This is a genomic window from Paenibacillus sp. Leaf72 (assembly GCF_001422685.1).
Classification (GTDB): Bacteria; Bacillota; Bacilli; order Paenibacillales; family Paenibacillaceae; genus Pristimantibacillus.
On record NZ_LMLV01000031.1, the window covers coordinates 257,999 to 283,967 of the forward strand.

Annotated in this window: 25 protein-coding genes and 1 pseudogene; 3 read left to right on the forward strand and 23 right to left on the reverse strand. The window is 47.4% G+C overall.

The window, feature by feature from the left end; all coding sequences use genetic code 11:
• Positions 1-461 precede the first annotated feature (461 nt).
• From ASF12_RS24515 to ASF12_RS24610, 22 genes and pseudogenes are all read right to left on the reverse strand, one after another.
• Positions 462-2,144 (reverse strand): thiamine pyrophosphate-binding protein, encoded by a 1,683-nt coding sequence (locus ASF12_RS24515; protein ID WP_056040504.1) that lies wholly within the window; start codon positions 2,142-2,144, stop codon positions 462-464.
• Positions 2,144-3,910 carry a sensor histidine kinase gene (locus ASF12_RS24520; RefSeq protein ID WP_162241932.1) on the reverse strand — a complete coding sequence of 589 codons (1,767 nt, stop codon included), beginning with the start codon at positions 3,908-3,910 and terminating at the stop codon, positions 2,144-2,146. Before ASF12_RS24520 ends, ASF12_RS24515 begins: the two co-directional genes overlap by 1 nt.
• A 60-nt stretch (positions 3,911-3,970) precedes the next feature.
• Positions 3,971-4,861 carry a GGDEF domain-containing response regulator gene (locus ASF12_RS24525; RefSeq protein ID WP_056040508.1) on the reverse strand — a complete coding sequence of 297 codons (891 nt, stop codon included), beginning with the start codon at positions 4,859-4,861 and terminating at the stop codon, positions 3,971-3,973.
• Between the two features lie 29 nt (positions 4,862-4,890).
• A complete protein-coding gene (locus ASF12_RS24530) occupies positions 4,891-5,880 on the reverse strand; it encodes an HD-GYP domain-containing protein (RefSeq protein ID WP_162241933.1) in 990 nt (329 codons plus the stop codon).
• Between the two features lie 365 nt (positions 5,881-6,245).
• Entirely contained in the window at positions 6,246-6,539 is a 294-nt protein-coding gene (locus ASF12_RS24535) for a DUF3817 domain-containing protein (protein ID WP_056040512.1), read from the reverse strand.
• A gap of 96 nt (positions 6,540-6,635) precedes the next feature.
• A complete protein-coding gene (locus ASF12_RS24540; RefSeq protein WP_056040514.1) occupies positions 6,636-7,313 on the reverse strand; it encodes a DUF4166 domain-containing protein in 678 nt (225 codons plus the stop codon).
• 19 nt (positions 7,314-7,332) lie between these two features.
• Complete coding sequence (locus ASF12_RS24545) at positions 7,333-8,268, reverse strand: DoxX-like family protein (protein WP_056040516.1); 936 nt, start codon at positions 8,266-8,268, stop codon at positions 7,333-7,335.
• Complete coding sequence (locus ASF12_RS24550; protein WP_063892642.1) at positions 8,258-8,713, reverse strand: thiol-disulfide oxidoreductase DCC family protein; 456 nt, start codon at positions 8,711-8,713, stop codon at positions 8,258-8,260. The genes ASF12_RS24545 and ASF12_RS24550 overlap by 11 nt, the downstream gene beginning before the upstream one ends.
• Before the next feature lie 120 nt (positions 8,714-8,833).
• Positions 8,834-9,478 (reverse strand): response regulator transcription factor, encoded by a 645-nt coding sequence (locus ASF12_RS24555; protein WP_056040520.1) that lies wholly within the window; start codon positions 9,476-9,478, stop codon positions 8,834-8,836.
• Entirely contained in the window at positions 9,475-10,809 is a 1,335-nt protein-coding gene (locus ASF12_RS24560) for a sensor histidine kinase (RefSeq protein WP_056040522.1), read from the reverse strand. The genes ASF12_RS24555 and ASF12_RS24560 overlap by 4 nt, the downstream gene beginning before the upstream one ends.
• A gap of 70 nt (positions 10,810-10,879) precedes the next feature.
• The gene (locus ASF12_RS24565; protein ID WP_056040524.1) at positions 10,880-12,088 is read right to left on the reverse strand and encodes an MFS transporter; all 1,209 of its coding nucleotides are present in this window, start codon (positions 12,086-12,088) and stop codon (positions 10,880-10,882) included.
• A 357-nt stretch (positions 12,089-12,445) separates the two neighbouring features.
• A pseudogene (locus tag ASF12_RS35300) lies at positions 12,446-14,730 on the reverse strand (Tn3 family transposase); the annotation flags it as partial.
• A gap of 25 nt (positions 14,731-14,755) precedes the next feature.
• Complete coding sequence (locus ASF12_RS35305; RefSeq protein WP_327204944.1) at positions 14,756-14,980, reverse strand: tyrosine-type recombinase/integrase; 225 nt, start codon at positions 14,978-14,980, stop codon at positions 14,756-14,758.
• 53 nt (positions 14,981-15,033) lie between these two features.
• Positions 15,034-15,261, reverse strand: a complete 228-nt coding sequence (locus tag ASF12_RS35310) for a site-specific integrase (RefSeq protein WP_200931668.1) — start codon at positions 15,259-15,261, stop codon at positions 15,034-15,036.
• A 51-nt stretch (positions 15,262-15,312) separates the two neighbouring features.
• Positions 15,313-15,450 carry a hypothetical protein gene (locus tag ASF12_RS35315; RefSeq protein WP_200931669.1) on the reverse strand — a complete coding sequence of 46 codons (138 nt, stop codon included), beginning with the start codon at positions 15,448-15,450 and terminating at the stop codon, positions 15,313-15,315.
• A 203-nt stretch (positions 15,451-15,653) separates the two neighbouring features.
• Complete coding sequence (locus ASF12_RS24580; RefSeq protein ID WP_056040526.1) at positions 15,654-15,923, reverse strand: muconolactone Delta-isomerase family protein; 270 nt, start codon at positions 15,921-15,923, stop codon at positions 15,654-15,656.
• Positions 15,924-15,963: 40 nt separating this feature from the next.
• Positions 15,964-16,665: an SDR family oxidoreductase gene (locus tag ASF12_RS24585; RefSeq protein ID WP_056040528.1), complete on the reverse strand. Its 702-nt coding sequence runs from the start codon at positions 16,663-16,665 to the stop codon at positions 15,964-15,966.
• Positions 16,666-16,758: 93 nt separating this feature from the next.
• Positions 16,759-17,499 (reverse strand): SDR family oxidoreductase, encoded by a 741-nt coding sequence (locus ASF12_RS24590; RefSeq protein WP_056040530.1) that lies wholly within the window; start codon positions 17,497-17,499, stop codon positions 16,759-16,761.
• A 251-nt stretch (positions 17,500-17,750) separates the two neighbouring features.
• Positions 17,751-18,014 carry a hypothetical protein gene (locus ASF12_RS24595; RefSeq protein WP_155973430.1) on the reverse strand — a complete coding sequence of 88 codons (264 nt, stop codon included), beginning with the start codon at positions 18,012-18,014 and terminating at the stop codon, positions 17,751-17,753.
• 126 nt (positions 18,015-18,140) lie between these two features.
• Positions 18,141-18,935 carry an SDR family NAD(P)-dependent oxidoreductase gene (locus ASF12_RS24600; RefSeq protein WP_056040535.1) on the reverse strand — a complete coding sequence of 265 codons (795 nt, stop codon included), beginning with the start codon at positions 18,933-18,935 and terminating at the stop codon, positions 18,141-18,143.
• Between the two features lie 272 nt (positions 18,936-19,207).
• On the reverse strand, positions 19,208-19,786 hold the full coding sequence (locus ASF12_RS24605) for a TetR/AcrR family transcriptional regulator (RefSeq protein WP_056040538.1): 579 nt from the start codon (positions 19,784-19,786) through the stop codon (positions 19,208-19,210).
• Between the two features lie 317 nt (positions 19,787-20,103).
• On the reverse strand, positions 20,104-23,232 hold the full coding sequence (locus tag ASF12_RS24610; RefSeq protein ID WP_056040540.1) for a glycoside hydrolase family 2 TIM barrel-domain containing protein: 3,129 nt from the start codon (positions 23,230-23,232) through the stop codon (positions 20,104-20,106).
• Between the two features lie 138 nt (positions 23,233-23,370).
• Between ASF12_RS24610 and ASF12_RS24615 the strand changes: the two genes are divergently transcribed.
• Both ASF12_RS24615 and ASF12_RS24620 read left to right on the forward strand, forming a co-directional pair.
• Positions 23,371-24,198: an AraC family transcriptional regulator gene (locus ASF12_RS24615; RefSeq protein WP_056040543.1), complete on the forward strand. Its 828-nt coding sequence runs from the start codon at positions 23,371-23,373 to the stop codon at positions 24,196-24,198.
• A 28-nt stretch (positions 24,199-24,226) separates the two neighbouring features.
• Positions 24,227-24,640 carry a ribosomal maturation YjgA family protein gene (locus ASF12_RS24620; RefSeq protein ID WP_155973432.1) on the forward strand — a complete coding sequence of 138 codons (414 nt, stop codon included), beginning with the start codon at positions 24,227-24,229 and terminating at the stop codon, positions 24,638-24,640.
• 17 nt (positions 24,641-24,657) lie between these two features.
• Here ASF12_RS24620 and ASF12_RS24625 read toward each other — a convergent pair whose 3' ends face one another.
• Positions 24,658-25,296, reverse strand: coding sequence for an ATP-dependent DNA ligase (locus tag ASF12_RS24625; protein WP_056040547.1), 639 nt, complete (start codon positions 25,294-25,296; stop codon positions 24,658-24,660).
• 400 nt (positions 25,297-25,696) lie between these two features.
• Here ASF12_RS24625 and ASF12_RS24635 point away from each other — a divergent pair, with 400 nt between their 5' ends.
• Positions 25,697-25,903 carry an alpha/beta-type small acid-soluble spore protein gene (locus ASF12_RS24635; protein ID WP_056040551.1) on the forward strand — a complete coding sequence of 69 codons (207 nt, stop codon included), beginning with the start codon at positions 25,697-25,699 and terminating at the stop codon, positions 25,901-25,903.
• Positions 25,904-25,969: the final 66 nt, after the last annotated feature.

Consider the following 25,969-nt stretch of genomic DNA (forward strand, 5'->3'; position numbering starts at 1 on the left):
AAAGATAGATTTGGCGGACACAGCAGCCGCTATTTCAACAGAATCATGAGTTAAGGCACGGGCTGCGGACTCAGGAGCCACTATTGTGCTGTAAATGACCATTTTGATGGGATAATGAGGGGGATAACGGCATTCCTGTCCGCTTACAGCCTGAAACCGGGCCAAAATCCAGAATAGCGGAACCTCAGTCCGCCAAAAAAGGGGGAGCGGCCCCAAGTAGCTGTGTGGTCTAAGCAATCGTGTTTTCAGTAACAATCGCATGTTTTGGTTCTCAAGTCTAATTTTTGAGTCATCAGATGAGTTTGGCATCGGTTCTCCAGCAGCGAATAAGCTTAGAGCAAGGAGTTGCAGGCTGACTCCGGTTTGAATACACACCCTAGTCCACAATAAAAAACGCTAAGCCTCTATCTTTCGATGGCTTAGCATTTTTATTTTCAGATTGACCATTTCCTGTTTGAGCCTTAATACGTCGCGCCTTGCAAAAACTTCACTCGCTCGCCCATTGGCGGAATTTCATTGCCATCCACGATAATTTCTACGACGATAGGTCCACTTTTGCCTTCAGCAAACCACTGCTGCACGTGCTCGGCTTGAAGCTGCTCCGTGGATTCGACTTGCACATGGCGGATGCCAAGCGACTGTGCGACTGCTGCAATGCTGACGCGCTGCTGCGAGAAATCGCTGAGACAACGCTCGTATTGCAGCATATGACCATGGTATACCATGCCCAGTCGAGCATTGTTAATGACTACGAAAACGATTGGCAAACCGTATTCTTTCGCCGTCATTACTTCAAGGCCATGCATGAAAAAGCAGCCGTCCCCCGTTATGCAAAGCACGGGACGATCAGGCTCTGCAAGCTTCGCACCTAGCGAGCCCGCTATGCCTGAACCCATACCGCCAAAATTAATATTAATATCGAATTGCTGCTGCTCACGAATAAGCAAATTTTGAATCGAATAGGTCATGAATTCGCCGATATCGATGTAAAAGCGGGTTTGCTCCGGAGCGTTTGCCCCAAGCAGACGGATCGCTGTACGTGTATTCCACGTCTCCATCGCCGAAGCATCCGCCGCCGCCTCTAACCGTGCAAGATGCAGCTGCTCCAGCAGCATTTTTCTCTCTGCGGTCAAACCGCTTCCGGCGTGGGCAAGCCCTGCGCTCAGTTCGCGCAATACATCTGCAATTTCACCATGCAGCGCAATGTCCGCTTCATAGCAGCGTCCAAGCTCCCGCTCATCATAATCAACATGAATAAGCTGCTTGCCTGCGGCCAGCCGTGCTTCCCAATTGCAGGTTGCAAGCTCGCCGAGGCTTGACCCCAGCACCAGAAGAAGCTTATGGCCATCGCTGTTTAGAAATTCAACCGCTTTATCATTGCCGGCCAGTCCGTACACACCAAGCGATTGCGGATGGTTCTCAGGGAACGCTCCTTTGCCCCGCGGCGTCGTGGCGACCATCCAGCCTGCCCGCTCCGCAAATTGGAGCACTTCCGCCGGGGCGCTTTTCGCTCCATGTCCGAGCAAGATTGCTCCCCGCTCGCCAACTTGCAGCACGGCTTGCAAGGCCGCGTTGATGAGCACTTTATTTACCGGTTCCATCTGCTCTTGTATTAATGGCAGCTGAGGCAGTACCATTTCGCCTATATCAGCCATTTGCAGGTCGATAGGGATTGACAGGTGCACGGGTCCCGGAACCCCGCTAATCGCCGTCCAATACGCCTCGGCAATAGCCGCTGGCAGCTCCTCCGCATTCGTTACCATTCGGCTGAGCTTTGTGACAGGCGCAAAAATCGGATCAGCTCCGAGCTCCTGTGCGCCTCCTTTGCCCAGCTTCGTCGATGGTACCGAGCCAGTGAGGAAGATGACGGGCAGCTTCTCTTTCCATGCGCTCGCTGCTGGTGTCACCAAATTAGTCGCTCCCGGGCCGCTGGAGCCCACGCAAACTGCCGGGATGCCGGTGATTCGCGTATAAGCTGCCGCCATATAGCCCGAGCTTGTCTCATGCTTGGCGACTACCGCCTGCAGCTCTGGCAAATCATATAAACAATCGTAAAGGGCATTAATCGAACCCGCAGGAATGCCAAATATATATTTAACCCCCTGCTTGATCAAAAAGCGCAGACCCGCTTCGATAGCACGCATTATCTCCGCCCCCTTTTTGGCAGCATAAACGTAAATATGGAGCCTGCTCCTTCATTACTTTCAAACCAGATTTGACCGCCATGCAGTTCGATCAGCTGCTTGGAGATAGCAAGCCCCAGCCCCGTGCCATTAATTTGATTGTTAACCTGGTAAAATTTCGTGAAAATATTTTTTTGCTTCTCAAGCGGTATGCCGATGCCATTGTCGCATACTTCCAGCTTCAAATGTTCATCGTCAGAAGAAGCACGGATCGTAATTTGGCCTTGCTGCGGCGTAAATTTCACCGAATTGGACAACAAATTCAGCAATATTTGCAAAATGCGTTCCCGATCGGCCTGAATAATCATGTCGGCCGTCTCTTCGATTTCTATTTCCAGGTTGATTTTCTTCTTATTGACCAGCGACTGGACGATCCGTGCAGCCTCATGAATTAAATCATTGAAATCGGCAACCTTGTAGCTGAGCTCAAATTTCCCATTTTCCATCTTGGCAAAATCAAGCAGCTCGTTTACCTGATTTAATAAACGTTCAATGGATCTGCCCGCCGTATCAAGCAAATCATGCTGCGCATCGTTTAATTGACCAAGCAGCCCTTTGCCCAAAATATCGACGGTGCCCTTGATTGCAGTGATTGGCGTTCTCAATTCATGCGACAGCGTTGCAATGAAATCATTTTTTAGTTCGTTTAAGTATTCGAGTTCCTTGACAAGCCCCTCCAGCTTGAAGTTCGCCTGCTGCAGCTCCATCGAGCGCTCGCTCACCGCCTGATCCAAATGCTCGGTATGCAGAGCATTAGACAAAGCCGTTGCCGTTACATCAGCAATGGAATGGCAAAACTCTATTTTGCCTTCCTCATATGCTGTAGGTTTATGAATTGACGGAATAGCAATAATGCCGAATACGCTGCCCTTGGCAACAAGCGGAATCGCGAGCAAGCTTTTAATACCAAACATTTCACACGCTTTATGATTAGGACGCTCGTCCGCAAAAACATCCGGAATGAAAATCGCCTTCTTGTGCATAATTACTTCGTAAAACAGCTTGTCGCTGTCGATGTTCAGCTTGATTACATCACGATGCTTCCCGCGCCAGTCCTCCTCCTTCACATTCAGAGAAGAGAGATGGAAAGGCTCGACTGTCCGATCCTTCTCATTGAACAGATGAATGGCAACATCATCGGAGCCGCTGGCACGCTGCATATAATAAAAGCAGGTTTTCAAAACTTCGCGCACGGACAGCGATTTGGACAGCGACTTCGTTGCATCAAGCAGCAATTGCTGCTTCTCCAGCAGCTCCTGCGACTGCTCGAACATTTGCAAATTGCGGATCGCCACGCTGGCCATATTGACGAACGCTTCCGTTACATCCATTTGCTCCTGCGTTAAATTCATAGGCTTGCCAAAGTCATGAACGAACACAAGGCCGAATATTTTATCATCGACAATAACCGGAATCCCGAGAATCGACTTGATGCTCAGCAGATTTTTTTTCGTATCGTCAATGCGATTGTCTTTGCTCGTATCGGGAATGTAGCCAATCGTACGATTCTCCATAATATCGTGAACGAAAGCGTCCTTCAATGGATCAATGATTAGCTCTGTTATATCGACAGGCATTTTATTGCCTTTATAGCCCTTGTACGTTCCATCCGGCTGCTTGAGAAAAAAGCCAACAAGGTCGGCCTGGGTAATCTCGCTCGCTATTGCATCAACAAACACTTGTAAAATTTCGGACTGCTCATATTGCGAGTTAATAATCTTGGTCATATGAAAAAGCTTCTTGAAGCTCTTTAATTCCATCACTTCACATCATCCATTCATCGTAGATTACTTCACCGTTATTTGGTGCCTGCCGCCTCGTTTTGAGCCTAACAATGCAGAGTCCGCTTGCGATATCATCTGATGAAGGGTGCTAGAGTCTAAGCTGTATGACACTCCGATGCTAACGGAAACTTGAATCTGCTTTTGAGAAGGATGGCCGACCTGTATTTGATCAACAGCCGCAATAATGGCTTCCGCCGCCTCGAGCGCTGCCCCGCTATCCTGCAATATAACGAGAAACTCATCTCCCCCATAGCGGAAAGTCACATGCACATAAGGAGACATCACCTGGTACAGGATGTTTCCAATGTCGCGAAGCGTCTGGTCGCCGATCATATGGCCGAAGGTGTCGTTAATCGTTTTAAAATTATCCATGTCGATCATCAGAACGGACTCATAATGCTTATCTCCGTCTTTAATTTGCTGAGCGACCACTTCCAAATATGTACGATTGTAAAGCCCCGTTAGTGCGTCCACATAAGCCAGCTCTGCAAGCTGCTCATTATCCTTCTTCAAATTGAACAGCTTCATTTTTTGCTGCAAGGCAATCGACACCTTCATCTCCAGCAAATCGAGATCATAAGGCTTGGTTAAATAATCGAATGCGCCCAGCTGAAGGCCTTCCAGCATCGCCTTCTTCTGCACATTGGCAGACAGAAAAATGATCGGCACATCAAAATCATCTTTGTCCAGCCAGCGTTTATAAACCTCAAATCCCGACAAATCCGGCATCATAACATCCAGTAAAATCAAGTCCGGCGCAACAGCGTCAATCATTTCCACCGCCTGCCTGCCGTTCTCGGCTACATAAATGTCATAATTCAGCGATGTCAAGAAAACACGGAGTATATGGATGTTGTGAGGCTCATCGTCGACAATAAAAATCCTCTTGCGCATATATGTCCCCAACCTTCTTCACTATAAAATCACTCATCCCAAACCAATCTGTCCATAATCATATGATCATCAAGCATTTGCAGAAATGCCTGCACAAGCCGCCCGTCAAACTGCTTGCCTACGTTGATTTCCAGCTGCCTGCGAACCTCGAAGACAGGCAGGGAGTGCCTGTACACTCTCGTGGAAGTCATGGCGTCGAAGGCGTCTGCCAGACTGACAATCCGCACAAGCAAAGGAATATCATCCCCGCTGAGTCCGTCCGGATAGCCACTGCCATCAATACGCTCATGATGCCAGCGTACGACAGGCAATATTTTCTGAACATCAGGCAAATCCTTGAGCAGCTCGTAACCGATTGCAGGATGCTGTTTGATGACCGAAAATTCGTCATCCGTCAGTCGATCAGGCTTGAGCAGTATCGAATCCGGTATGGCAATTTTACCAATGTCATGCAGCAGTGCCGAGATTTTGAGCTGCTCCAGCTGCTCAGCATCAACCCCTACTTTGGCGCCCAACAAAGATGCGTAGAAGGCCACATTATAACAGTGATTAAGCGTAAAGCCATCCTTCATCCGCAATGTGTTGACCAAATTTTCGTAGGATTGCTGCTTCAACACCTGTTTGCGAAAATAAATTTTCTCGATTAACTGTTCCATTTGCATTGTAACCATCTGGCAGATGTGAAGCTGCTCGTCTGTCAACTGAACTGGGGAACGGAAGCACAATAAAATTGCGCCATAGACAGAACGGTTTAGGTGAAAGGTATATAGCGATTGGAAAGTTGTCATGGACAGGAGTTTAATCGCAGGTTTGGCGCTGCTCATCGTTATACAGAGGTGCATGCCCGAGGACATGTCTGAAAATAAATCGGTGTCTATCGCCATTTGCTGCAGCAGCTTCAGATCCGTTTGATTGATTTTGAAAGAATATGGTATAAGCTTATTTCGCCCATTATCGTGCGGCAGCAATAAACAAATATGCTGGCAACCGATCAATGTCTCCAGGTATTGCCCTAACAACCCAATAGAATCCAAGATCGAATCAGAGTTTATCACACTTTTGAAAAATACTGAATTTTGCATTCATTTACCTCGGATTCTTATTCGTCATGTCTCAAATACTGGTTAAGTAAGTTTCCACACGATTTGGAGAAATCCTCTTCTTTTGGATAGATTTCCAAAAAATACTTCTTCGTTCTCTATTGGGAGTTGGATGAATCATAGAAATAACATAGCATATCTCGGTTTAATCGTACTAGTGCTTAAGACACCGTTTTTCAAAAAATTTTACTAAAAGTGCACGGCATATAAGAAAAAGTCTGGCTCCCCGAGTGCGGGGCACCAGACTGCATGTACAAATGAGACATTTATCGCATTTACCTCTATTAACGCAGCTTGCGATCCAGTAGAAATGGGCCAAATGGTACAAAGGCAGCAGCAACTGCCAAAAAAGAATGAAAGAAGGATAATTGCTTGACGAAAAAAGCGTTGGCAATGCCGATTAGATAGATGACAAACAGCCAGCCATGCAGCATCCCTGTAATTGCAACCGCTTCGTCAATGCCTGCACCGTACTTTAGCGGCATGGCAATAAAGAGCAGCACCAAAAACGAAATCCCTTCCGTTATGCCGAACAGGCGCAGCCGTCCGATCGCTGTTTTCATCGTATGGGTTGACATCTGTGTTACCTCCTGGCGAAATGATCTTCAGACACATCCTAATCATACCAGCAAGGCGGGAGAAATACGCATTCATACTTTGAACAAGTTGTGAATCTACTCCCTGCGCTCCTCGCGAAGAGGCTTCGCATCAAGCGGAATCGGCTGCTTGCCGGTATCGATGAAATATGCCTGAAAGGAGCCCGTATAACGAAAAATCGTACCCAGCAGCGGATTGTCCACCTGCACCGAAATTCGAAATTTCTCCTGCTCATCATCATACCACTCCGTTACATTGGCTTCGCCAGTAAACAGGCGCGGAAAACGAAACTGCAGAAATCGCTCATAGAAGCGCTGCTCGCCTGAACGGATGCGAATGCCTCCTCCCGGTACGGCAGAAATATCGAGGTCTACAGCGAGATGCTGTTTCGTTCCTAAATAATCGACAATTTTATTGTTTTTTCGACTATAAATCATCGTAGCGTCGAATCTTCGTATTTTTTGCGGAAATTTGAAGGTTCTGTTCCATGTTACCGTTTCCCGGCCGAATCGGTCTGCATAGGCATAATTCCCAATCGTGAACGGAATCTGTCTGCCTCCCTGCGGAAACATAATATGGCGCGAGCTGCCAATATAAAGCGGGATGGCTACCCGCTTGCTGTACCAAATTTCCTCCATGACGCCTTCGCCAATCGAAGCAATGCCTTCCGTGCTGCTGAAGCCAAACCGCTCTTGAATGCGGGGATGCAGCTTTGCAAAGTCCGCTCCTAACACTTGCTCATAAATCGAAGCCATCGTAAATGTCCCCCTTCTATTATTTAGCTTTTGCCTTAGGTTTGCGTAAGCAGCGCGACGCATTGGGCAGATCCTTGCATGTCCTCCACGCTACAAAGCATAGGCCAATCATCGGAATCGTTATGGTTGCCGGATTATAGGAGGCTTGCAGCAGTTCTGGACTGTTCGCCAGAGCAACGGCCGGCAAGAGCAGAAGCAGGACCAGCTGCAAGCAATAAAGGATCGGAAAACGATGAAATACAACGAAAATAATGGCCAGCGCCGCTTCACCGAGCCCAAGAAGGACGAGCGCCTGCTGCTCCCAGCCTGAAAATAGCCCCGAGGCGTGTATTTGTGCAAGCTCTCCCGTCTCCGGGTAAAGCAGCTTGGGCACAATGCCCTGATAAAGCCATAGAACAGCGAGCAGCGCCAGGCTCACATAATGAATGAGTGCGCGCTGAATCGTTGCCGCAGGCGGAATGTGCTGCTCCAGCCATATTTTGAGCACATCGAAGCTCCAGGCGGTTGCCCAGCCGAATAACGGGCGAAATAGGAGGCGATCAAACATTTGACCGGCAGCTCCAAAGCGCGTTTGATAATCGTAGCGGGTGAGAAAAATGACGTCGTCTCCTTGCTCGGTATATTGCCAGTAGCCTCTTCCCTTGCTAATCAGCGACAGCTTCTGCTCCGAGCTGAAGGAAAGGGTAGACAGGCGGGATTGATTTTCTTCTTTTTCTATCCACCTTGCCCGAGTCGCTCCTGTGCCCGCTATCGCAAGTCCAAAGCCGATGCGTGTTTGATAATGAAATTTCTGCATTTCTTCTTCCGTATGGCGGGGCAAATATAAAATTTCTGTAAAGCGCATATCCCACTGTACATGATTGCTCGGAATTTGCGTGTAGTTCCAAAGCGTATCCAGATCGGTATGAATGGTCGTTTCGACATAGATCGACTTATCTCTTCGCTTATTTGACATAGGGAGCTGCCTCCTCTCTTTCTTCTATTAAAAGGAATCGCTGATCTGCATTTTGAAGCAAGCAATGCTCCACTTCTCCAAACCAACCATAGCGCTTAGCCGCAATCCAATCGTAAACAACGTTTCTCAGTAAAGCAGGAAGGATTATTAGGCCATATAACAGTGGCCAAAGTCCCTTTAATTGCCGCAAGACGCGCAGTGCTGCTTCCGATTTTGTGTAGCAGCAGCCATCCTCGATCATGATGAAGGTGTCCAAGTCGCTCGGAGGCAGCAAATACGCTTCCAGCACATATTGCCCTGCTGGCGATTGCAGCGCAGCGAAGCGAAAGTAGGCTTCCGGATCACGTGCAATAACGAATTGCGAGATTTTGCTGCACAGCTGGCATTGTCCGTCAACGAGCAGCAGCGCTCGTCCTGGTTGTTTTTTTCTAGGCGCCTGCATCATGCCCCCTCCGTTCTTACTTCATTGTAGTAGTAAAAGCGAAGTTTGCTCAGTGCTAACTTTTGTAGCGGGCATACGAAAAAGGGTACTACAAATCGTAGTACCCTCCCCTCGTTTATGCGGTTATTCTTTGTATTCCTCCATGCCGGCGGTCAGCCCTTTGCGCCGTACCTTCTCCACCGCTTCCTTGCGGCTGCGGACGCCAAGCTTCTTGAGCATTTTGTTCACTTGATTTTTCAGCGTGCTCTCCGCCTTATACAGCTTCTGCTCGATTTGCGTCTGCGTATAGCCCTGCTCAATCAGCTCGAATACTTCCCGTTCGGCAGACGTTAAATCCTTTAATTGCTCCTCACGCTTTAACCTGGCAAATTCCTTAAGCAGCGCCTCCATCGGTGCAGGATGATGATAAGCGCTGCGAATCGCTTCCGGCAGTTGGCGAAAATTTGTTTTTTCAATATAATTAATCGCTCCAGCCGTGAACGCCTGGGTCATCACTTCCTCCTCGCTCATTGAGGTTAGCATGATGATTTTGGCGGCGTGAATGCGATGCATTTCTACGGCCGTATAGATTCCATTTTGCTGATGGTCAGCTAATTGAATATCAAGCAATGCGACATCAAACGACAAGGTTCGAGCCAGGCTAAGCGCTTCTTCCGCCGTAGAAGCCGCCCCTACTATGAGCAAATCCGCCTCCTTGTTCAAGAAGAGCGTCATCGCCTTCACCCAATCGGGATCATCCTCTACAAGCAGCACCCGTATATGGCTCATCGAATTCCCTCCTTGATTTCCATCACTTTGCGGGCAGGAACATGCAGCAGCACTTCTGTTCCTTCATTAAGAATGCTGGACAGCTCGATCGTCCATCCGCTTTGGTGTACGACATTATACACATAAGCGAGCCCCAGTCCAAAGTTGCGGCTGCGGTTTTTCGTACTATAAAAAGGCTCCAGCGCTTGCTTCAGCTGTTCCTCATTCATTCCAGTGCCTGTGTCGCTCACGAGGAGTCGCACCGCCTTTTTGTGCGAGCTCAGCGTCACGGTTATTTCTCCAGCTATTCCTTCGGAAATCGCTTCAATCGCATTTTGCACCAGATTATTCATGGCTTCCAGCAGGTGAAGCGGATCGCACAGCACGGTTGGCCTACATAACGAATGCAGCTTGAGCCGAATGGGCCTTCCTTCCACCTGCTGCTGCTGCAAGCAGCGCTCGACCAGCTCATCCAAACGGACAGGCTGCTCGCGCAGCACAATGCTTCTAGTCTGGCTGTGAATGCTCGTCACCATCGCAAGCATATGGCTTGAAGCCGTTTCAATGATGCGCAGCTGCTCCGCTGCCTCAGGCGATTGGGCTGATAGCTCGCTTTTTAAATTTTCTGTGCTGATCGCGATTTTCCCGATTTCGTTCTTAATCGTATGGTTAAGTATCGTCGTCCCGGAACTGACCGCCTTGCGAGTGCTTTCCCACTGATCGCGTTCAAACCGCAGCTTGACGCCAAGCACGCCATAAGCAAATGTACATAACACAGCTACAGTAAGCGAATAAAAGATGAAGAGCGAAATGTAACGGAAATAATCAAATGCAGGCGAAATGACGTTCGCTACATTAATAAGAACAAGCACCGCCAGCAGCGTCGGCACCATAATAAGGGCAATTATAAAGCGATTGCGCTTCCGGCGGCTATTTTCCTCGCTCCATAGCGAGACGAGCAGCAAATAGCAGGAGGCTAAATAATAAGGCGCTGTCCAGGCTAGCAATATAGGGTAATCCAGCTCCAGCCTTGGAGTAATCGGCGTGAACAGCAGCATGCCGACTACAGGAAGCAGCAGCAGTCCTTTAAGCAGCAGGCGCATCTTCTCGTTCGCCACTTTATCGGAATAAACGATGCTGAATACCAGTACGCCGTAAGGCGTGAATGTGTGATTCATCATTTGAACGAGATGCGCTAACGTATTCATTTCTGCTGCGGCAAGCGTATCTGCCAGCCCGCCTATGGACGCAAATCCGAGAAAAAAAGCGGCCCAGCGATTCGACTCGCTCCTCGGATTTGTCAGCAGCAGCAGTAAAGCAGCGGCAAGCAGCGCTGCAAAATAATAAAGCATACGGTATCCTTCCCCAAAAAAGCGTGTGATCGCTTTATTTTACCATAATTCATCGATTAAGGTCCTATTTTCAAACCTGCGTTGACGCTTTTGAAACACTTGGCCTTGCCCTATTCCCGAGTTTTACCGTAAAGACGGCAATAACAAAGCTGAACGCGCTTATGCTGTAAACAAGGGGCAGCGTCAAGGCTGCCATTAATACGCCGGATAGCGACATTCCGATGACCATCATGCCGGTAAACATGGGCGTAATCGTTCCTCCTACCCGGCCGATGAAGGCTGCATCGGTATTTTGAAGAATAATGGTGTTAATGCCCACCTGAATAAGCGGAACACAGAAGCCGCCGACCATAAGAGAAGCGAGCGTTAGCGGAATGCTCTCCGACCATCCGGTGCCCAGCGTAGCCAGTGCACTTGCCGACAAGCCGAATAGGAGCAGCTTGCGCGGACTTGCCTTTTTCCCGATCGACATAACCACACCTCCGCCAACTAGCATCGCCGCCCCGCTAACCACTAATAAATACTGTAAAAACGACTTATCCTGTCCTAGATTATCGATAGCAATAAACAAAGCCAGCGGCTGGGTAAGTCCAGAAGCGAGGCCGGTTGCTGCAAACGTGAGTCCCAGAGAGCGCAGGGCATGCTGGCCCCATACATAATGAAGTCCCGCCGTAAGCTCTTGCCTGAAGCTCGCTGCCTGCTGTGTACCCTCTGATTGTGCATCGCGCGGCAGAAGCATCAATATGACTGCTGAGCCGCAAAACAGCGCCGCTGCAGCCGTAATCGCCACCTCAATGCCATAGTGCTGATATACAAATGTACCGAGCAGTGGTCCTATAACCATAAATACAGCCATTATGGTCTGATACATGCCCATCATAGCTTGCAGCTGATCTTGTGGTACATGCTGCTTGAACAGCTTCATGCCTGATGGCTGGGAAAATTGCGACAGCACGGCCGAAACTAGCGTCGTCAGCAGCAGTCCTTGCCATGAGCCGCTAAGCAATGCGATCCATACGCCGAGGACGGAAAAAGCGGACAAGAAATCGCAGCCGATCATCGTCCGTTTAGGCTTCCAGCGGTCTGCAAACGTGCCGCCAATGATGGCAAAGACAAAAATCGGCGCAAACTCTGCCACCGAAATAAGCGATACGGCTGAGGGATCGTTGTTCGTGACTTCCGTCACATACAGCAAGATCGCAAAGTTCCTAATCCAAATACCCAATTGGAGCAAAACTCTGGACAGGATGATCGTACGGAAAAATCGATTACTAAACATTTTTGCAACTCCTCTAGATTTTTATTAGACAAAATTAAGTTTTGTTTGTCTATTAATTAGACATGATATTATTTAGTTTGGTTTTAGTCAATAACTTTGTTTTAGCTGGTTATCGTCACCCCGTCAAATTTGCCCGCTAAATGCAAAAAAACTGCCGCTGTGACCTGTTCGGTCATAGCGGCAGTTTGCCGTTGTGTGGCTATATGATTGGCAAAAAGCAATAGCTTGCGTTAGTCCTCGATGGGGTCCCGCCAACATTTTAACGAAAATATACGCTAAGCCTTCGGATCTGACTGGCTTAGCGTTTTTTCTTACTCTAAGCCCAATAGTCCGGGCGGCATAACCCAAACCAACCGGTCATTCAACTTCCTGTTGTTTCAGCGGTCGTAATGAATTGAGAGACGTACTCTGCCTGAAATTGAATTTGTATTCGCCTAAGAAATTGATGTGCTCCCATCCGAGTGGAGAAATGTGGTTTAGTAGTTCTTCCTGAAGCTTTCCTTGCTTTTTGCGGTGTTCTGTTGCTTGCTGGAGATAGACGGTATTCCAAACGCTAATTGCATTGATGATAATGTTCAACGCACTTGCCCTTTGGAGTTGGTCTTGAAGCGCCCGTTCTCGTAGCTCTCCATGTTTGCCGAAAAAGATCGCTCTGGCAAGAGCGTTCATGGCTTCCCCTTTGTTCAACCCCCGGTGGATTCTTCGACGTAGTGCCTCACTTGAAAGGTGATCCAGGATGAATATTGTTTTTTCGATTCGGCCCATTTCGCGGAGCGTGGTAGCCAAACTATTTTGTCTTGCGTAGGAACCGATTTTCCCCATAATGAGTGATGCCGAAACGGTTCCTTCCTGGATGGAGTGAGCCAGCCGGAGAACAACGTCGTAGTTCTCCTGAATGATCCTTGTTTGGATCTGTCCGCGCAGCAATTTCTCCAATTTGGGGAAATCAGAAGGTTTACCGATAGAGTAGAGCTTGGAATCAGCCAAGTCACGTAAACGCGGCGCAAAGCGAAAACCAAGTAAATGCGTTAAACCAAAGACCTGGTCGGTGTAACCGCCTGTATCTGTATAATGCTCCTCGATGGCCAAATCCGTTTCATGGTGGAGCAAACCGTCGATGACATGTACGGCATCCCGCGCGTTCGTATTGATGACTTTCGTGTAAAACGTGGAAAATTGATCGCTTACGAATCGATAAATCGTAGCTCCTTTTCCGGTCCCATAGTGGGGGTTGGCGTCTGCATGAAGCGCCGAAACACCGATCTGGACACGCATTCCATCAGATGAAGAGGTAGTCCGTAGAGAGAAAGACTGAAATTCCGGGATTCATCGGGAGAATCTTTCTCCAATCGGTCGATGTGCAATTTCCCATTCTCCAAATTAACGCCATCCAGCTCGTCGATATGATCCGAAACCCAGTTTAATCTTTGAAGAAGTGATTCAGTCCGTTCTTCAAGATATTCCTTTGCGGACAAACTAACGGCAATCTTTGTAGCGTTAGGATTGATGCTATTCCAATCCGCTTTCGGTACAAGGTACTCCTCGAAGTCCTTATGCTAACGGCTTCCGACAATGGATACGTCCCCGGAACGAACGTAATTCCGCAGCTCTGTCAGGACAGCCATTTCGTAATAATGCCGGTTGATCGTTCCGTCATCGTCGTAAACGTGCTTTTGCCAGCGGTTGGATACGAAGTTCAGCGGTGCGCCTTCCGGAACCTTTCGCTTTCCGGTTTCATTCATATCCCGGTTGATATCGACCGCCTTCATTAGCGGCTCTTCCGACTTGGTTGACCTAAACGCCAACGATTTTAGCAGCGTTGGCGTGTATTTCCGGAGCGCATAGAATTTCTTTTCCAGCAAGTCCAAATAGTCGTAATCTACGGGCCGCGCCAGCCGTTTAGCTTCTTCTACAGATGCGACGATCTGCTCCCACGGCATAACGGCATCAAGCGCAACGAACGGATCAATACCATCACTTCGAGCCTTAATAAGAGCGGCTCCAAGATCGGCAAAATGAACAACCTTTTCGTTGATCGATTTACCGTTTTGTTTTTGAAGTTCCTCTTGGGCTTTTCTCCCTTTGGAAAGCAGTATCATGATTTGCCGGTCATGAATCTCGAAAGACAAGTCTGTCAAATCCTGAATCAATTCCAATAGGTACGCTACTAAAATTGCGTACTTTTTCGGATCATTAAAGCGGCGGAAGGAATGGGGTTCGTAACGCGTACCAATTTTAGAAAGCTGCCGCAGCCGGTTCGGATGGATGCCTTTCGTATCGACTTGCAGCTGCAAATCCCGTATGTATTCAAGCTTTTCAATAACCTTCAAAAAGGAATCCGGAGAGCTGGCACCTGGGATTTCCCTTAACCATGCCAAGTATGTTTTGCTGCTTTCCGGCATGGTGGTTAAGACGCGATCCAGCTTAACAATTTGTAATTCTGTCAATGAACTGCTGAGCATCCTGAATATTTTTTCTTCTGCCCGTTTGCGAGTTTGCCAAACTGCTCTTTCAATCGTGGCCATTGAGGGTAGAATGATTTTACGTTTACGTAAATCTTCGAGTGCGAGCTGAATCAGGTGTAGGGGATTACCGTTTGCCATGGTATGGCTAAAAAGATGCTTGCACAAAGAACGATACTCGCTCGATGACGTAAAGCACGTTCGGTTAATCGATCACCGGTTTTCTCCGATGGAAACAGATAATGACTGTCCGGAGTGAGTTCTGCAGATATTTTTCTAAAGCAGTTCTACACGTAGCGTTCAAAGAAACTTCTCGCTGTTTATTCCTTTTTCCGGAGCGGACCGTAAGCTGGCCGCTGCGTTTACCGATTTGAATATCTCCTGGAGCCAGGTCACACACTTCCATTGTCCGTAAGCCGGTGTGAAACATCACGATTAGAATCGTCTGATCCCGTAAAGAACCTCAGTATTCAGCCGCAGCGATCAGTGCAGCTTCTTCTTTGTCTGCTTTGTCTTCATCTGTCTAGGGCTTACCTTTTCCTCCGGGACCAATTTGACTGGCTTCGAAGGGTCGCGGCGAATTTTGGATTCCTGCGTGGCCCACTCGAAAAAACGTTTCAGGGTTATAAGCCGCCGGTTAATGGTCGTCGGTTTCAATTCCATTATTTTTTGTGCAGCTTCCCGGTATCGTGTTAATGTTGGAGTAGCCACATCTTCAATTTGAAATATGACCTCTTCCTCTTGGTGGTCGGCTGTCTCAAACTAGCCAATAAAATGCTTCAAGTCGCTTGCGTACTCTTTCAATGTTTTGGGATTCAAATCTTCGTGGGTGGTGAGAGCGTGAATAAAGTCCTGAATCGTCTGCTCGCCCTGTTCCGAAATCCCGGTCGCCTCTCTCATTAGCAAAGCCTCCAAATCTTGACTTACATTAGCGGACATCAACTATAGGCTCTGAAAACATCAAATGACCGCTAATCTTAATTAGCGGTCATTAATTAGTTTCTAAATTTTTTTCAACTTCATATGTTGCAACTAGTTTAAACTGAGAGATTAGGCATTATTTATGGCTCTTTTAAAAAGTCTGATTCCGGTACTACTTTCGTTTACGCCTGGTTCGTATCGTCGATCAGTTGGGTATGTTCTATTTTCATGAATTTATATAACGGCAATGATTTCAAAGCCGTTTTTAATTCGTCAACGCTGTCAGCAATACAAAGGGACCAATGCTCATCCCTTGTGTGGGAGAGATAAAACGTGTTGATCAGCCCCTGTTCCACTAATTCGGCAAATCGTGTTTGTTCCGCAGGTAACAGTTCAGCAATTTCTTCCTTTGATGCTGCTGGATCAATTTTGACATGAACGAGAAAACGCATGTTGTATCCCTCCTAAGCATTACTTTACTACTTGAAAATTCTATTGAAACAATTGCGGGTATAGGGAAGGTACTCCTCCGGCAAGGCCTTGTTGTAAATTCCGGCTCGTATCATCAGCAATAATCTCGTATAGATCAGCTTCGATTCCATCAATCGCGATCTTGGCGATTTCCTTTGGACTAGCCTTAGGTGCTTCGATACCAGCTGTCAGATCCGTGTCCATGAACGCTACGTGCAATCCGGCAACCTTAATGTTTTTAGGGGCTAACTCCAAGCGTAATGCATTTGTTGCTCCCCATTGAGCAGATTTTGCTGCTGAATACGCGCCTGAATCACCGGTATTGAACCAAGATAATGCAGATAGGATATTCAGGATCGAGCCTCCTCCATTTTTTTCAATAACGGGTGCAAAAGCACGAACCATTGAAATTGTGCCGAAAACATTGGTGTTGAATTCAACATGAATATCTTCCAGTTCACCTGCGAAAAGGGAAGCACCCGTTGCGGTACCAGCATTGTTGATCAGAAGGGTTGCATCCCCAGCTACCTCGGCCGCTGCCATGACGGATTTCGGATCAGTAATATCGAGCTGCAGCGGAATAGCACCTGGCAGATCGACTGATGCTGGGTTTCTTGCTCCAGCGTATACTTTGGCTCCTCTTGCTAGAAGCTCAAGAGCCAATTGTTTACCTAAACCACGATTTGAACCACTGACAATAGCAACTTGTTTTGAAATATTCATTTTTTATTTCTCCTTTGTTTTTAGAATTATCGTTCTTAAATTTTTGTGCACGCCTTCATTGTATACATCTGCGTGCTTTACCATACAAGTAAATTACTGACCAGACAGCATATCGTTAACTTGGTTTACAAGAACGCTCTCGTTCGGGCCCGGATTGTTACGATACATTTTCGCTGACTCCACCAGAACTTCATTCGTATCTGTACCAAGTACCTTCATCGTTTCTTCAATGAATGCTGTAAGTGGCATCGCATTGGGATCGTAATTGATCATTTGTGTTTGAACCAATGGCGGCGCAATCTCCAGTACTTTCACCGATGTGTCTTTCAGAATGTAGCGCTGGGTGAGTGTATAGGAATGAAGCGCTGCTTTTGTCGCAGAATATACAGCCCCCTGCGTCACGGGTACGAATCCGAGTATTGAAGTCGTATTGATGATATAAGCTTCTTTTTTGGATTTCAAATGTTCCTGCAATGCAGCCGCCATACGGATTGGACCAAGCAGGTTGGTGGTGACTGTTTGAACCAGTATATCTTCGTCAACCAACCCCGACGGATCTTCAGGCGTATACATACCGGCGTTGTTAAACAATACATTAAGATCTGGGTATTCCTTCATTAAGTGCTGGGCAACTGAGTTTACGCTTGCGGGGTCTTGTATATTCAGCTCCACTGCAGACATGCCAGGGTTCGCTTGAATGGTCTCCTCTAGACGCTCTTTACTCCGTCCTGAGATAATAACTTTGTTTCCAAGTTTGTGAAATGCCTCTGCTAGCCCTCGTCCAATTCCTGAACCGCCGCCTGTGATAAAAATCGTGTTGCCTGTTAATTTCATTTTCTTATCCTCCTTAGTTTATAACTATAGTATCTATTGCTTTCTCGTTTAAATGAACCAGGGTTTTGCTTCTGCCCATCGTTTTGAGAACAATGATTCTAGTTATCCCAAAAAAATATTTATAAAGCCTATGGCCTACTCTCAGAAATCATATTCTCTGAACTTTGTTTTCCTCTCATTCTGAAATTACTATAGCATAATGAGAACGTTCGGTAAAGATTTTTTTCACTCCTCATATTATTCCCTGAACCTTAATTTCTTTTAGCTAACCAGTCGACTGCTCCTTCCATAGAATCAAAGTTTTTAGTTGCATAACTTCCCTTAAGCTCAGAATCAAGTCGTTTTAAAATGGATCTAGCTACTGCCTTTTCTGGCGTAATCAAAGCCATATATTTCAACCCAGCTTCTTCTGCTTTTGGAAACCAGACTTCAGAGAACCATTGCTGATCCGCTCCTGTAATTGCTGAGAATTTTAATGTATTTGCAATAGATTTAATAGATTTTTTAGCGACCAATAACTCTAAACTTTTGTTCTGATACACTAGATTTATAAATATATAAAATCCTATATCGTTATTCCCGTCGAATATGGTGAACAAAACAAATTAGATGTACCTTAACAGACCCTATTGATCCATTGTCTAGTGATCTAGATCAACATCTACATGTTCTGTACGTGCTCTTATTTGACCCGTCATTATTTTCCGAGGTAAAAACCGAGGTAGAGATGTAATGAACCGATGAATTGCACCTGGGATGATGAGTGTCTTGCCACGCAAGAAATCGCGATACGCCTCATCTGCCACCATTCCGACTTCCATCACACCGCTTTGGTACAATTTGGATGATCCTACATCTGAACGGTCTACGAAACCAGTTGCCGTTGGGCCGGGGCATAAAACCGTGACAGTCACACCCGTTCCAGTCAGTTCATTCTCAAGCGCTTCTGTGAATGAAAGAACATATGCCTTCGTAGCGAAGTATACTGCCATTAATGGCCCCGGGTAAAAAGCTGCTACCGAAGCCACATTCATTACGCCCCCTTGGCGCCGCTTAACCATGTCCGGTAAGAACAACTTCGTCATAATCGTTAAAGCTTTGATATTGACATCAATCATATTCATTTCTTGTTCCAAATCTGTTTCCAAGAATGACCCATACAAGCCAAAGCCCGCATTATTGACCAGATAGTCGACATTGATTCCTTCCTTTTTAAGATCGGCAGAAATTTCTTCGGCCACACCAGGCAACGATACATCCTTTGCAAATACCTTAACGTGAACACCGTATCTTTCCCTATATCCTTTTGCCAATTCTATTAGCTTAGCCTCGCTTCTTGCCACGAGAACCATGTTGTTACCATCTTTAGCAAAACGATCTGCTAACTCTTTTCCAATTCCACCTGAAGCGCCAGTAATAAGTACAGTTTTTTTTATCTTAAATCCACCTTTTATTGTAAGTGTGTGAATTGATCACAATTTAGTAAAATTTATTTCCACCGAAGGTCCTGGTTACGTCGAACCATTCCCTTTGTTTGCGGCGCTTGTTACAAGTGCTATTCATTTGCTCCTCATTGATGCCATTTTTAGAACTAACATTCTAAAGAGGAGAATGTACTGTGCTTCGATGGTTCAACAGGGAGGTTAACTTCTTTAAAGGGACAACCAAGCTACATGGGAATGAACATTCTAGTAAGTGTAAAAAAAGATTATCCTTGCAAAAGTTTCGTTGATACATTCACAATTCTCTTTAATTTTCTTTTATCAATCGATGTTCTTGCCATTGCTCTTATACCGACAGATATATTATGCAGGTATTCTGCCATTTCTTTGGCATCGTGATCAGAGGAGAACTCTCCATCCCGCTGTCCCCAAAGAATAATCTGCTCGAACATCTGCTCTCCCACTGTGAATGATTCAATAGACCTTGTATCCACGTCCGTATCACGTGCGGCCAGTTCTACCGCCGAATTCACGATTAAGCAACCAGATGGCATACCCTCTGATTCGCTGATCATAAAACCAAAAACTTTATGCAGAGCTTCCACTGCAGTCTTGGACGTTTTGACTTCTGCGAGCAATGTGGCGTTAACTTTGCCGCAGTAACGATCCATAGTCTGCAGAAACAGCGAATGTTTATCGTCAAATGTATCATATAAACTTCTGCGGTGAATGCCCATATGCTCAACAAGGTCACTCATCGATGTCTTCTCGTAACCTTGTTCCCAGAATATCTTCATTGCTTTATCCAATACTTCGTTCACTTCAAACTCTTTACTTCTAGCCATATAAATTCCCTCCCAAAATTATAGTAACATATCGGGAACGATCAGTAAACAATATATATTCGATAATCGTGTATGTAATCCATCGATGGATTTGGTGAAGTTGTATGACCACTCGCCGAGATCAGGCGGTATTTGCAAATATTGCAGCCTTTATTCCGGAGTTAGCAGTTCCCTTACTCTCGCGTACATCACCTCCTTGAATTGGTGGGGGCTATTTGACGCTTACTTTTTTAGCTTAGAGTAAGAAAAAACGCTAAGCCGGTCATATCCGAAGGCTTAGCGTATATTTTCGTTAAAATGTTGGCGGGACCCCTCGATTATTGTCCGCGCAGCGAGACACGGAAACGATAGTCTCGATTCGCTGGAAGCGTATATTCCTGATGAACCCGTGCTCCCCAGCTGTCGTCTCCACCCACGCCCATTTGACGGTAATTGACGCGAACGACGGTTTTATCGCTCACTGGCAGCTTGTAAGGATGATCATGCCCTTCCAGCTCATCGGCTGTATAAGGCAGCACATTCAACTCGAAGCGCGGCTCTCCTTGAAGCGAAATGCCGCTTCCGTTTGCATCGGTTACAGCTGCGAAGCGCACTTCGGTTTTGTTGCCGCACTCCTGCGGACGGATGTAAGGCATAAGCTGATCCTTCACCTTGCCGCCATAACGGCCAAGACGCGCGCTTGTTTGACGGTCCCAATACGATTCATGAGGGCCATTGCCATACCAGGCAATAGAATCAAACGTTTCATTCATTGTGAAAAGCAGGCCGATTTCTGGTATTTCAGGAAGTCCTTCACCTGGCTGCAGCAGCAGCTCAGCTTCAACCAGTCCATCGCCATATATCGTATATGCCAGCTCGCAGCGTGTTTCAGCTGCAGCGCTTAAACGGTATTGCGATCTTACTTTAACGCGGTCTCCAAGTGCTTCCCAGCTGAAGCGGATCAATTGACGCTCCTTCGAAGCAGCCTGCCAAGGCGCACAGCGCTCGACATGTCCATTTCCGCGGTCATTATCCGTGTACGCACGCCAGAAATTCGGGACAATCGGCGAAGACAGCAGCTCAGAGCCGCCGATTTGGTAGGACTCCAGCTCGCCGCTCGCCTGATTGAAGCGAATGTCAAAGCCTTCTCCCGTTAACACAAGAACGCCATTAGATACAGCTTCAACCGCTATTGCACCATACTGCGGCGATGCAATCTCTACAGCAACTGGCGATACAGGCAGTGCAGGCGCAATAAATTGACCGAAGGCCACCTCATGTCCTTGCTCCGCCCATGGCGTAGCTTCCTTAAGCACAGCTCTTACCGTAAGCGTAATTTCTTCATTCAGACCTGCTTCTGTTGGCATCTGGAACGGAATGGCCAGCTCGGCAGAGTCACCCGCTGCGATATCTACGGTCAGCACGCCTTTTTGCATAATAATGCCGTTGCTGTTCAGCTTCCAGTGCAGCTCATACGCATCCAGCGATACGAACAGATTTTTATTGTCGACACGCACCGTTCCAGATTCCCAGTTCGGGCTATGAATTTTGATGTTTTGGTAGCAGGCCTTCACTTCATGCAGCTTAGGGGAAACGGTACGATCAGCAAAAATCAAACCATTGCCGCAGAAGTTGCCATCGTTCGGGCTATCGCCATAATCGCCGCCGTAGGCCATGTACGTAATGCCATCCGGTGTTTGCGTGCGAATAGCCTGATCGATCCAATCCCAGATGAAAGCGCCTTGAAGGATCGGATATTTGTCGAACAGCTCCCAGTATTTATGCAAGCCGCCGCATGAATTGCCCATTGCATGGCTGTATTCGCAAATAATAAACGGCTTTTGCGGATTATTTTTGGCATAGGCTTCTACACCTTCTGGACTTGTGTACATATGGCTCTCAATATCCGAAGCCGCTTCGCTTTCGCGACAATGGAAAACGCCCTCGTAATGCACAATGCGGGACGGATCTGTCTTACGGAAATAGTCGGCCATTTTCAGGAAATTATCCCCGCCAAACGATTCATTGCCAAGCGACCAAATAACGATTGATGGATGGTTTTTATCGCGTTCGAGCATGGAGCGGCTGCGGTCCAGTACATTTGCCGTCCATTCCGGGAAGTTTCCAGGTACGGCGTCTCCAACCTCTTTTTGCCCATATGTCCATGAGCCATGCGTTTCAAGATTGACTTCGTCAATGACATAAAGCCCATATTCATCGCACAGATCATACCACAGCGGATGGTTCGGATAATGCGAAGTACGCACGGCATTGACATTATGCGATTTCATTAGCTTAATATCGGTAACCATATCCTCGTAGCTGAGCGCACGTCCAGTGTCGCAGGAAAACTCATGGCGATTGACACCTTTAAAAAGAATGCGCTGACCGTTAATTTGCATCAAGCCGTCTTTAATTTCAAACGTGCGGAAACCGACTTTGCAGCTTACGGCTTCTGTCAGCTTGCCCGCTGCATCTTTCAGCGACAGCACAAGCGTATATAAATGCGGCTCCTCAGCACTCCATTTGAGCGGCTGCGCAACCTTTGTGTTCAGCGCTAATGCTGCAACGGTTTCGCCCTTCTCCTGACGAATCGCCGCGCCGCTTAGCGGCTGCTGCCAAACCGGCTCGCCGGAGGCATCATACAGCATCGCTTCTACAGCTGTTTGCTGCTCAGAGGCTTCCTCCTCGAAACGTACCTTTACCTCTACCGTCAGCTCGCCATCTTCATAATTTGTATCCAGTGCTGCCTTAGCGAAGAAGTCATAAATATGGACCTGAGGCGCCGTATACAAATACACCTCACGGAAAATACCGCTCATCCGCCAAAAGTCTTGATCCTCCAACCAGCTTGCGTCACACCAGCGGTATACTTCCACCGCCAGCTTGTTTTCGCCTTCTTGCAAATAAGGCGTCAAATCAAAATCCGCCGGCGTAAATGTATCCTCGCTATAGCCGACAAGATCACCGTTTACCCAAACGTAGAAGGCAGATTCCACACCTTGGAAGCTGATAAACACAGGCTGACCATCCCAGCCTTCAGGAACGGTAAAAGTCGTCGCATAGGAGCCGACCGGATTATATTTAACTGGAGCGAAAGGCGGCTTAATATCCTCCTTGCCCACCCATGGGTAAGTCACATTCGTATATTGCGGGTAATCATACCCTTGAAGCTGCCAGTGGCTCGGCACAGGAATCGAAGCCCAACTGCTGCAGTCATAATCCAATTTATAAAAATCCGCGATGCGTGCTTCCGCATTTTCCGCAAAGGAAAACTTCCAATCGCCATTGAGCGAAACATAACGCTCGGAGCCTGTGCGCTCGCCTTGAAGCGCTTCCTCTACGCTTGTATAGGAAATACGGGTTGCATGTGCATCCAACCGATTAAGCTCAAAAATGGTAGGGTTGTTATTCCACTCTGGATATCCGTTAGCTGGAGCCTGATACGTAAATTTGCTCTTCGACACTTAAGGCACCTCTTTCAACTCAGTATAAGTTTAGTTATAATATTCACATTATAAAAGCTAGAAAAGTAAAGATCATTAAACTATTTTCGTATTTTACTTAAAGATTTGAATATTAGCAACTAAGAAGGGATGCTGCCCGTGAATGAAATTATTTATACGACGCTGACGACGACGGATTATCAGCTGCCCGTCTATGTAACCGGTGTGGGACATTGGGACCATCAGGAGGGTATTCGTCGCCCGGAGGGCTTTCCCGATTACCAATGGACGCAGGTCGTCTCAGGCGAAGGCGAGCTTATTATCGAGCAAGAGCGGTATCTCGTCAAGCAGGGAGACGGCTTCCTTCTCCCTCCAAGACTTACCCACAGCTATTATGCGGTCAAAGAGCCTTGGGAAGCCTATTGGTTTACGTATGACGGGCCGCTCGCCGAATCGCTGAACCAGCTGGCAGGCCTGACCCGCCCTGGCATTTATACGATTAACGACTCGCGCCCTGTATTAGAGATGATGAGCGATATGCTGCGCCTTATGCGGGAGAAGGAACCAGGCCTTGGCATGCTCGGCTCCAAGCAAATTTATAGCGTGCTGCTTGGGCTGCGCCAGCAGCTTGCCGAAGGCAGTCTTGCCACGCAGCAAATGAATGAGCGGCTTCATCCTGTGCTGCGTTATATCGAGGCGAACCTGCATCGCCCGATTACATTGCCCGAGCTGGCGGAGCTGCTTCATGTAACGCCGCAGCATCTATGCCTGCTTTTCAAAAAGACGTTCAAGCTTCGTCCAATAGAATATGTCAACAAAGAGCGTATCAATAAAGGCAAGGAACTGCTCATTCGCGGCGGCGGCATGAAGCTGTATGAAATCGCCCGCCTAGTAGGGTTTGAAAATCCGACGTATTTTAATACCTTGTTCAAAGCTTATGTAGGCTGTACGCCTGGAGAGTTTAAGCAAATGCATGGATTCAAATAAGGATAGAGTAAGTAAAGGAGCACAAACGATGCTTAAACCAATCATTTATTATGCGGCAGCCTTCCTCCTTGCGATGGCGCTCGGCTTTAGCTCGCGATATTTTGCCAGCCAGCTGCCGTCCTTCGTCGTCGCCCATTTTGGCGATATTTTATGGGCCAGCATGGTTTACTTCGGCTTCCGCATGCTGCAGGTCAGGCGTCCCCTACTCCTTTCGCTTGCTTGCAGCGCTGCCTTCAGCTACGGCATTGAATTCAGCCAGCTATATCAGGCCGACTGGATTAGAAATGTGCGCCATACGACGCTCGGAGGACTTGTGCTAGGACAAGGCTTCAGCGGTATTGATTTAGTCAGATACAGCATTGGCCTGCTGCTTTCCTATGCTATTGATTACTTTGCGTGTAAACGGGTCAAAGCCAAACAAAAAATCGGCTCTGCCCCATAAAAAAGGCTGCATAGCTCTTAATCAGAGCCATGCAGCACAGTATTCGCGTCCATATGTATGCGGGAATACGCCGCATTCGTCATTTTCAGCCAATGGGCGCTCCGCCCAGCGAGGTATTGGCTCTCGCTTCTTTTTCCAGCCATGCCCTCCAGCTCGTAAGCGGCAATTCGACCCCATAACTGTGTGCCGCATCCGGTTACATATGGCAGCTTCATAAAAAATCCATTATCTTCAAGCAGCGCTTGCAGCAGCTTCTTCCGCTCCAGCAGCGGCTTGCTGCGCAAGTCTACTCCGTCATAATAAAGCAAATCAAACACATAATAGCGAACAGGCCATTTTATCGCACCTTCGCGAATGCGTGCTTCCTTCGTCATCTTATATCGGTCAATGAGCGGAGCAAATTCTAGTCGCCGCGTGTCTGGGTTCATATAAGCAAGCTCTCCATCAAGCACGACGTCCACGGGCCGGGACAGCGGCAGCTTGAGCAACTCTGGATATTGCCGAGTAACCTCATACCCATGCTTTGTGAACAAACGCGCCTTCCTATTAATAAAAGAAAGCAGCAAGCGCTGCCCATCAATGAGCGGCTCAAATAAAAATTGCTCGTTATCAAAAGGCTGATTACATGCCGTCATCAGCATCGGTCGCTTAAACATGCCGATTCCCCCTTGCCGTCCTATCATTTTAGCATGGAACGGTTCAGCTGAACGGCGGTAAATTCAGGATAAATTAGTGAATAATCGGATACATTCCTCCACATAATAGCAATAAGCCAGCGCTTGGAAGCCATTTTTCTTTAAAATATAGGAAAGGATTCCTAACGTTATCCTTTCTCTATATTTCTCGGAATGAAACGCGCTGCRCCGCCAAAGGRCGGCGAAAGCCGTTTCACCTTGAAATATAGGAAAGCATATGATTTTCCCATCCTTTCTCTATATTTCTCGGAATGAAACGCGCTGCGCCGCCAAAGGAYGGCGAAAGCCGTTTCACCTTGTCCAAGGAAAGCTTGGTTTCTTATAAAAATGCTGCCGCTCATTACTTGAGGAGGTCACCCTTATGCCTAGAGGTTCGAATCAGCTGGTTGTACCACAGGCGCGTGCAGCGCTTGAGCAAATGAAGTTTGAGGTTGCGCAGGAGCTTGGCATTCAATTGCCGCAGGATGGTTATTATGGACATATGACCACGCGTGACATGGGCTCCATCGGAGGATCCATTACCCGCCGTCTTATTCAAATTGCGGAGCAGCAGCTCTCCGGACGCTGATTGCACAAAAGAGCCGGGCCAAGTGAACGATAAGCAAGCTTTTTACAAGCTTTTCGTTCTCTTGCT

Bases quoted from the DNA above. Each gene is read 5' to 3' on its own strand.
- ASF12_RS24525 (WP_056040508.1), bottom strand. From the start codon at position 4,861: ATGCGCAAGAGGATTTTTATTGTCGACGATGAGCCTCACAACATCCAT.
- ASF12_RS24625 (WP_056040547.1), bottom strand. From the start codon at position 25,296: ATGTTTAAGCGACCGATGCTGATGACGGCATGTAATCAGCCTTTTGAT.
- ASF12_RS24580 (WP_056040526.1), bottom strand. From the start codon at position 15,923: ATGCGTTTTCTCGTTCATGTCAAAATTGATCCAGCAGCATCAAAGGAA.
- ASF12_RS24620 (WP_155973432.1), top strand. From the start codon at position 24,227: ATGCTTAAACCAATCATTTATTATGCGGCAGCCTTCCTCCTTGCGATG.
- ASF12_RS35305 (WP_327204944.1), bottom strand. From the start codon at position 14,980: ATGTTTCACACCGGCTTACGGACAATGGAAGTGTGTGACCTGGCTCCA.
- ASF12_RS24585 (WP_056040528.1), bottom strand. From the start codon at position 16,665: ATGAATATTTCAAAACAAGTTGCTATTGTCAGTGGTTCAAATCGTGGT.
- ASF12_RS24635 (WP_056040551.1), top strand. From the start codon at position 25,697: ATGCCTAGAGGTTCGAATCAGCTGGTTGTACCACAGGCGCGTGCAGCG.
- ASF12_RS24560 (WP_056040522.1), bottom strand. From the start codon at position 10,809: ATGCTTTATTATTTTGCAGCGCTGCTTGCCGCTGCTTTACTGCTGCTG.
- ASF12_RS24540 (WP_056040514.1), bottom strand. From the start codon at position 7,313: ATGGCTTCGATTTATGAGCAAGTGTTAGGAGCGGACTTTGCAAAGCTG.
- ASF12_RS35315 (WP_200931669.1), bottom strand. From the start codon at position 15,450: ATGAGAGAGGCGACCGGGATTTCGGAACAGGGCGAGCAGACGATTCAG.
- ASF12_RS24550 (WP_063892642.1), bottom strand. From the start codon at position 8,713: ATGATGCAGGCGCCTAGAAAAAAACAACCAGGACGAGCGCTGCTGCTC.
- ASF12_RS24535 (WP_056040512.1), bottom strand. From the start codon at position 6,539: ATGTCAACCCATACGATGAAAACAGCGATCGGACGGCTGCGCCTGTTC.
- ASF12_RS24545 (WP_056040516.1), bottom strand. From the start codon at position 8,268: ATGTCAAATAAGCGAAGAGATAAGTCGATCTATGTCGAAACGACCATT.
- ASF12_RS24565 (WP_056040524.1), bottom strand. From the start codon at position 12,088: ATGTTTAGTAATCGATTTTTCCGTACGATCATCCTGTCCAGAGTTTTG.
- ASF12_RS24520 (WP_162241932.1), bottom strand. From the start codon at position 3,910: ATGACCAAGATTATTAACTCGCAATATGAGCAGTCCGAAATTTTACAA.
- ASF12_RS24555 (WP_056040520.1), bottom strand. From the start codon at position 9,478: ATGAGCCATATACGGGTGCTGCTTGTAGAGGATGATCCCGATTGGGTG.
- ASF12_RS24515 (WP_056040504.1), bottom strand. From the start codon at position 2,144: ATGCGTGCTATCGAAGCGGGTCTGCGCTTTTTGATCAAGCAGGGGGTT.
- ASF12_RS24590 (WP_056040530.1), bottom strand. From the start codon at position 17,499: ATGAAATTAACAGGCAACACGATTTTTATCACAGGCGGCGGTTCAGGA.
- ASF12_RS24605 (WP_056040538.1), bottom strand. From the start codon at position 19,786: ATGGCTAGAAGTAAAGAGTTTGAAGTGAACGAAGTATTGGATAAAGCA.